At 63.4% G+C, this 5,800-nt stretch carries 4 protein-coding genes; all 4 read left to right on the plus strand.

Going from position 1 to position 5,800, the window contains the following annotated elements:
* The first annotated feature begins 602 nt into the window (after positions 1 to 602).
* The 4 genes from AB0J46_RS51370 to AB0J46_RS51385 all read left to right on the plus strand — a co-directional run bounded on the left by AB0J46_RS51370 (position 603) and on the right by AB0J46_RS51385 (position 5,172).
* Positions 603 to 1,319, plus strand: a complete 717-nt coding sequence (locus tag AB0J46_RS51370; RefSeq protein ID WP_352320788.1) for a GntR family transcriptional regulator — start codon at positions 603 to 605, stop codon at positions 1,317 to 1,319.
* Positions 1,320 to 1,881: 562 nt separating this feature from the next.
* The gene (locus tag AB0J46_RS51375) at positions 1,882 to 2,628 is read left to right on the plus strand and encodes a phosphotransferase (protein WP_364344653.1); all 747 of its coding nucleotides are present in this window, start codon (positions 1,882 to 1,884) and stop codon (positions 2,626 to 2,628) included.
* 746 nt (positions 2,629 to 3,374) lie between these two features.
* Positions 3,375 to 4,031 carry a DNA repair protein RadC gene (gene radC, locus AB0J46_RS51380; RefSeq protein WP_364344656.1) on the plus strand — a complete coding sequence of 219 codons (657 nt, stop codon included), beginning with the start codon at positions 3,375 to 3,377 and terminating at the stop codon, positions 4,029 to 4,031.
* A gap of 697 nt (positions 4,032 to 4,728) precedes the next feature.
* A complete protein-coding gene (locus AB0J46_RS51385; RefSeq protein ID WP_364344659.1) occupies positions 4,729 to 5,172 on the plus strand; it encodes a transposase in 444 nt (147 codons plus the stop codon).
* Positions 5,173 to 5,800: the final 628 nt, after the last annotated feature.

Below are 5,800 nucleotides of genomic sequence, written 5' to 3' on the forward strand. Positions count from 1 at the left end.
GCGGGTGCCGGCGGCCGGCGCTGACGGCCGGGCGGGCACCGATGACCCTACGGGTGTGAGCACTGTCCTCAGCTGCTCTCTCGGCCGCTGAGCACCACCACAGCTGGGACTCCTGCCGGGCCGATCACGTGCGCCTGTTCAGCCGTCACTCTCCGCGTTTGCGGGCACGCGTGGCTGTGGCCGTCTCGTGGTCGCGGGCAGGGACAGGGCAACTGGGTGCTGTTTCCGTTCCCATCCGACAGGTTCTTCTCTCAGTACTCCGCTGTTGCGCGTCCCCAGCCGTCCATCCGGCGAGTTGGGTGGGACATACCATGAGAAGACAGGAAGCGGAGCTCGACGTACTGAATGAGCTGCGCAAGCATGCCTCGACGGCTGCATCTGAGGGCCCGCATTGGAAGAGGCCGCCGATATGTGCTCGGGGGTACACACATCGACGACCTCTACCGGAGAATCGGTGTCCCTTACATCAGCGTTACAGGGTTTCTCCGATAATTTTTCGCCATCGCAAAGTTGGGGCTCCAGCAGGCATCGATGACGGTCGGTTACCTGTCGAATACGGCAACATGGGGCAACGCCTCACACGAACCCCCAGGGATGGACTAGTGGCCACCTCAGATCCGGTCTACCTGCGTGTCGTCGAAGACATCCGGCGGCAGATCCTCGACGGCACCCTCCCCCCAGGCGCGCCCATTCCCTCACGGGCGCAACTGACCCGTAAGTATCAGGTCGGTGAGACCGCTGCCCGTCACGCTCTACGCGTCCTTGCGGGCGAGGGTCTCATCATCGGCCGTGTTGGTTCAGGCCATTACGTCAGGGATCGTCCAAATTTGACCCCCTTGCATCGATGGCGCTTCTTGGACCATCCTGCGCCGTTCGCGTCCGACCTGCAGTCCCAAGGCAGGCGTGTGACGTGGGATTGGCACAGCGAACCTGCCGACGCCAGCCCCGACATCGCCAGACGTCTACGCATCGACGAACATTCCACGCTGACCAGAACGCACTACGTCTTTCGCGGCGACGGCAAGCCGATCCAACTTGTCACCGCCTACGAGCCGATGGCGTTCGTCGCCCACACTGAGGAGGAACGCCGTAGCTTGGTCGCGAGAATGTACGCGCACGGCATAAAGATCACCGAGGTTGTCGAGAGCATCCACACCCGGGTGCCTCAACCGGCCGAGAGCGATGCGCTCGATCTGGCGGCAGGGGTTCACGTTCTGCATGTCGAACGTACGCACTGGGCCGGCGAACGTCCTGTCGAAACGAGCGACATTGTCATTCCCGGCGATCGCTTCAGAGTGATGTACAGCATGCCCGTCTGACCAGTTCAGGGCTCCGGGTGGCGCCGCACCTCGCCGCCTGGAGCCGCACGTACCCACACAAAGGCCCCCTGGGAAGCGACACCTCAAGGAACCGAAGGACCGCAGGCCGGATCGCCATCCGCCTACTAATCGGCCGCAGGGCGCGGTAAGACTCGCCCCGCCCCATCGCCCTCGTGCCTCATGAGGACTTCGCGCCATGAGGCTCCGATGCTTCGGTACTTCGTCGCCTCACAACGATTCTCTTCCGGCCGCGAATCACCTACGGTTTTGGCGTGAGGATCACATCAGACCACGTCAAGAGCCCGCTGTAACCTGAGCTGCGGATCATGAGTCTCGCCTGCTTGTGATCAACATTGGTGACGGGCCTCCGCGCCACTGCACATGCTCACTGTTCCTGGATCAAATCCGGCCATCCGTCGTTGATGGCGGCTTGCGCCTGCGGGCGAGGAACTCCTCGCTGCTTGGTCCGTCAATGGTCCGTGTCCTCCACAGTTCCCGGGCATTGGGACGCGATCAGCCGCGCGCGAATAACCTGGCGACGTCGGCGGTCATTCTCGCGATAATGGCCGACGTGGAGGAGATCGAGGTCGTCGTAGCGCATAGCGAGCGCGCGACCCTGCGTGCCGGGGACGTGTTTCTGAAGATCGACGCCGATCAGACGCGCACTGACGTCGAGGTCGAAGCCATGGCCATGGCGCCGATCCCGACTCCCGAGGTTCTGTGGCGCAAACCGCCCGTGCTCGCGCTCGCCGCTGTTCCGGGGACGGCACTCGGCTGTCTGGGCGAGCCGTCCGTCGCGTCGACGGCGGCATGGGCCGCGGTGGGTGCCGCCGTGCGGATGCTGCACGACGCGCCCCTGCCACCATGGCCTGGTCAGAGCCTGGACGCGGTCACATCGCGTCTCGACGCCGAATGCGAGTGGCTCGTCACGAATGGCGTCCTTCCGACCGATCTGGTCACGCGCAATCGCGAGGTTGCCGCGGCTGCACTCCGGCCATGGAAACCGGTGTTCACGCACGGCGATCTTCAGATCACGCACGTGTTCCTCGACGGCGACGAGGTCACTGGCGTGATCGACTGGTCCGAGGCGGGCCAGGGCGATGCGCTGTTCGACCTCGCCATCTTGACGCTCGGACATGAGGAGCGCCTGGGCGATCTGATCGCCGGCTACGGGGCCGACGTCGACCTCGAGGTGATCCGCGGCTGGTGGTCCTCGCGAAGCTTGCTGGCGATCAGATGGCTGATCGAGCATGGCTTCGACCCGTTTGCGCCGGGCTGCGAGGTCGACGTGCTGAAAGCCCGGATGTGAGCTGCACGAGCTGACTCTGGCCGACGATGTGATGGCCTCGAAGACCGCAAGGAGGCGGTCAACGACATAGGACTACGGAAGCACGACTCGAGGCGGCGATACGTCCCAATGCCGACAGCAGGGCGAATATGCCCGGGATGAAGCCTCGGGATGATCCGTATGGCGCGCGCTCGGCGGGATCTCTGAATCGACGCTATGAACCTCGCCGCCCCGTATCGGAATTAGCGCGATAAGTCCTGCTTCGGCGAGCGAGTCTTCAACGAAGCAGCCAATATAGCCCCTGGAACCACGGGCGTGGATGACGAAAGAGCGCCAATCCGGATACCGGCTCGATTCTTCTAGCATGGCATCCAATGCCCGAGCATTCTGTCGCCCTTCCGGGCAAACAAGAGCGGTCGAGAGCATGCGGCAGATCGCAAGCGGCGCTGCCGAGTGCCCCGGCGAGCCTCTTGAGCACCGACCCCTGTCAACCGGGCCAACATCGACGCTGGAATACCGCGTGTTTCGACCGGCGGCCATACGACGGCTGAAGAACAGCCCTCCCATCAGGCCCGCAAGATCACTCGCCTGCTGGTTTGAAGCGCGTCACGGCGTTGTAAAGACGATCACTCGTCGCATTCGCGGCTTACGGTTGCCATTGACGTAGCTCAAGCGCGATATATCCGCCCACTGCCTCCTTTATGGGCCTGGAATTCGGCGCCTGAGATTGTCGGTCCTCGTTGATAGAACGGGTGCGGAGGTTGCGAATGCGAGTCAAAGATCTGTACGAGCGCGATCGGCCGCGAGAAAGGCTCATGTCGAGCGGCGCGGCGGTGCTAGCCGACCGGGAGTTGCTGGCCGTTCTGCTCGGCTCCGGCTTCCGCGGGGCGAGCGCGCTGGAACTGGCCAGTCAAGTCATCGAACACTGCGGCGATCTCGATGCGCTCGGGCGCGCTGATCCGCACCGGCTGCTCAGACTGCGAGGCATAGGGCCGGCCAAGGCCGCGCGCGTGGCGGCGGCCTTTCATCTCGTACGGCGTGCGGCGTCGGAACCTGCGCGGATGCGCATCGCCAGCACATCCGACCTGGCGACGGTCTGTGCCCCCTTACTGCGTGGCCTCGGGCATGAACGCTTCGTCGTGGTGGTGTGCGATACGCGCGGTGGTGTGCTGAAACGTTCGGTGCTGACAGAGGGCGGCGCCGATCACACGACGGTGCCTGTGCGGGAGACGATCTCCCTTGTGCTCACCACCGGTGGCGCCATGTTCGGCGTTGCCCACAATCACCCTGGAGGCTCACTCGATCCCAGCGAGGCCGATCTGGAAGTCACCGCCCGCCTCGCCGAGGCCGCCCGGACAGTGGGGCTGCGTCTCCTCGACCATCTCATCATCACGGATGCGGCTTGGAGGCGGATCCCAATGTGAATCATTTCATCCAGGACCTCGACGGACGTATTAACGCGTGGCACCCAAAAGGAACCTTCCTCCGGTAGCGTCGAAAAGGAGAAACACATGAGGCGGCCATGAGAGCCTAACAGCAGGAGTTGAGGCCGTAATGGACGTCGGCTGGCCAACACACTCACCGAGGCGTGGTCCCGCGCATCCGGGAAGACACGGGACCACGCTTTTCTTTCTTACGAATAGATCTCGTGGGGCGAGAGGTCGGCGGCAAGAACGGACCGCGGCCCCTTAATCTTCTCGATGGCTGGCAGCACACAGAAGCCTGCAACTGCACCCGTCCGTCCGCCAAGGAAGACTGACGGGTGGCGCCGGGACAGATGCATGTCCGAGGCTCGCTTGGCTACTCAAAGGACATTGGCCGGATTGTCCTTCATCTCTAAAATGGTGGCTGTTCGTGTTACAGGTTACGGTTGGGTGCAAGACGGTAGTCATGAGGAAAAGTCGTTGATGGCCTATGTCCTCATCACGGGTGCTCGAAAATTTTGGCCAATCCTTGCCGATCTGCTGCGCTGGCCATGACGGAGAAGGCACACTGGTTCCTGCGGCCATTGCAAGCCTCCTTCACCCCTTGAATCGTTGCTATTCGAAGGAGCTTGCGATGGCCGTCCTTATTGTCCTGGTGATGAGGGTGGAAGCAGAAAGCCGTCGAGGATAGGGATACATGCGCCATACGGACCTGACGAATGCGGAGTGGGAACGGCTGGTGCCGTTGCTGCCTGACGGCGACGTTGGACGCCGGCGGCACGGAGACCAGCGAACGCTGATCAACGGGGTGCTGTACCAGGCGCGAACCGGGTCGCCTTGGCGCAGCCTCCCGGATCGGTTCGGATGCTGGATCACGGTCTACAAACGGCAGCGCCGCTGGGCGGCGGACGGAACCTGGGGGCGTCTGCTCAGGGATGTGCAGGCCGCGCAAGGCAGCGGCAGGCATGTGAACGGGGATGTTGTGGTGCGTCCTGGCGCTGTCGTGACTTACGACATCGGGCCGTCGGCTGGGGCTGCTCGCGAGGCGGGGTCCGGATCGGTACAGCAGAGAGATCCGGTGTTGGCGAGCCTGGAACTCCGGCTGACCGAGGTGATCAAGATGGGGAAACGTAAAGGTTGATGTGAGGGTGCTGGTGTCGGCAGGCGCCTGTTGGTTGTTTGGGGAGGGTGCCCGCCGTCCCTACTTGATCGGCTGTGTGGTCAAGGGGCGGCGGGAGGCTCGGTGTGGTGCTTCGCCTATGGGATCTATCCGGCCGACGGGCAAGCATCAAGCGTCCGCCCGATCATCGCCTACTCGCCACGCTGCTGGACGACAGGTGGGGCTTCCCTGGTGTTGTCCGTTGCAGATCGCTCTGCGGCCAATGGCGTGGATCAGGGCAAAGGATCTCGCTTGTGCGGTCCATGAAACTGCCGTAGCCGGGTGCCGGGGTGTTGCCAGGGCGACGACCGCGCCCGCGCCCTGATGACCGTCTGAAGGCCGCTGTTGCCGTTGAGTTGGGGGCTGCTGTCGCCGTTGGCCCTTATCGCGGTGTCGCCGGGGATTGGCGGCATGGATCCGGATGTCAGGCCTTGGCGTGCGGGGCGGTGAGCATTGCGAGCGTTGCTCTTGAGGTGTTTCGACTCGTGCGATCGTGGACGACTCCGCTCGGAGGGTGGGCTTGATCCGGTTTGACGGACATCTGAGATCAGGGGCTCGTCCCCGGAAGGATGTCCATGATGGAGAGCATGGGGAAGAAGAAGCCGCGTCC

It is taken from the genome of Nonomuraea sp. NPDC049758 (genome assembly GCF_040674635.1).
In the GTDB taxonomy this organism is placed as follows: domain Bacteria; phylum Actinomycetota; class Actinomycetes; order Streptosporangiales; family Streptosporangiaceae; genus Nonomuraea.

Coding starts and splice junctions, on each gene's coding strand:
- AB0J46_RS51375 (WP_364344653.1), top strand. CDS start 1,882: ATGGCCGACGTGGAGGAGATCGAGGTCGTCGTAGCGCATAGCGAGCGC.
- AB0J46_RS51385 (WP_364344659.1), top strand. CDS start 4,729: ATGCGCCATACGGACCTGACGAATGCGGAGTGGGAACGGCTGGTGCCG.
- radC (WP_364344656.1), top strand. CDS start 3,375: ATGCGAGTCAAAGATCTGTACGAGCGCGATCGGCCGCGAGAAAGGCTC.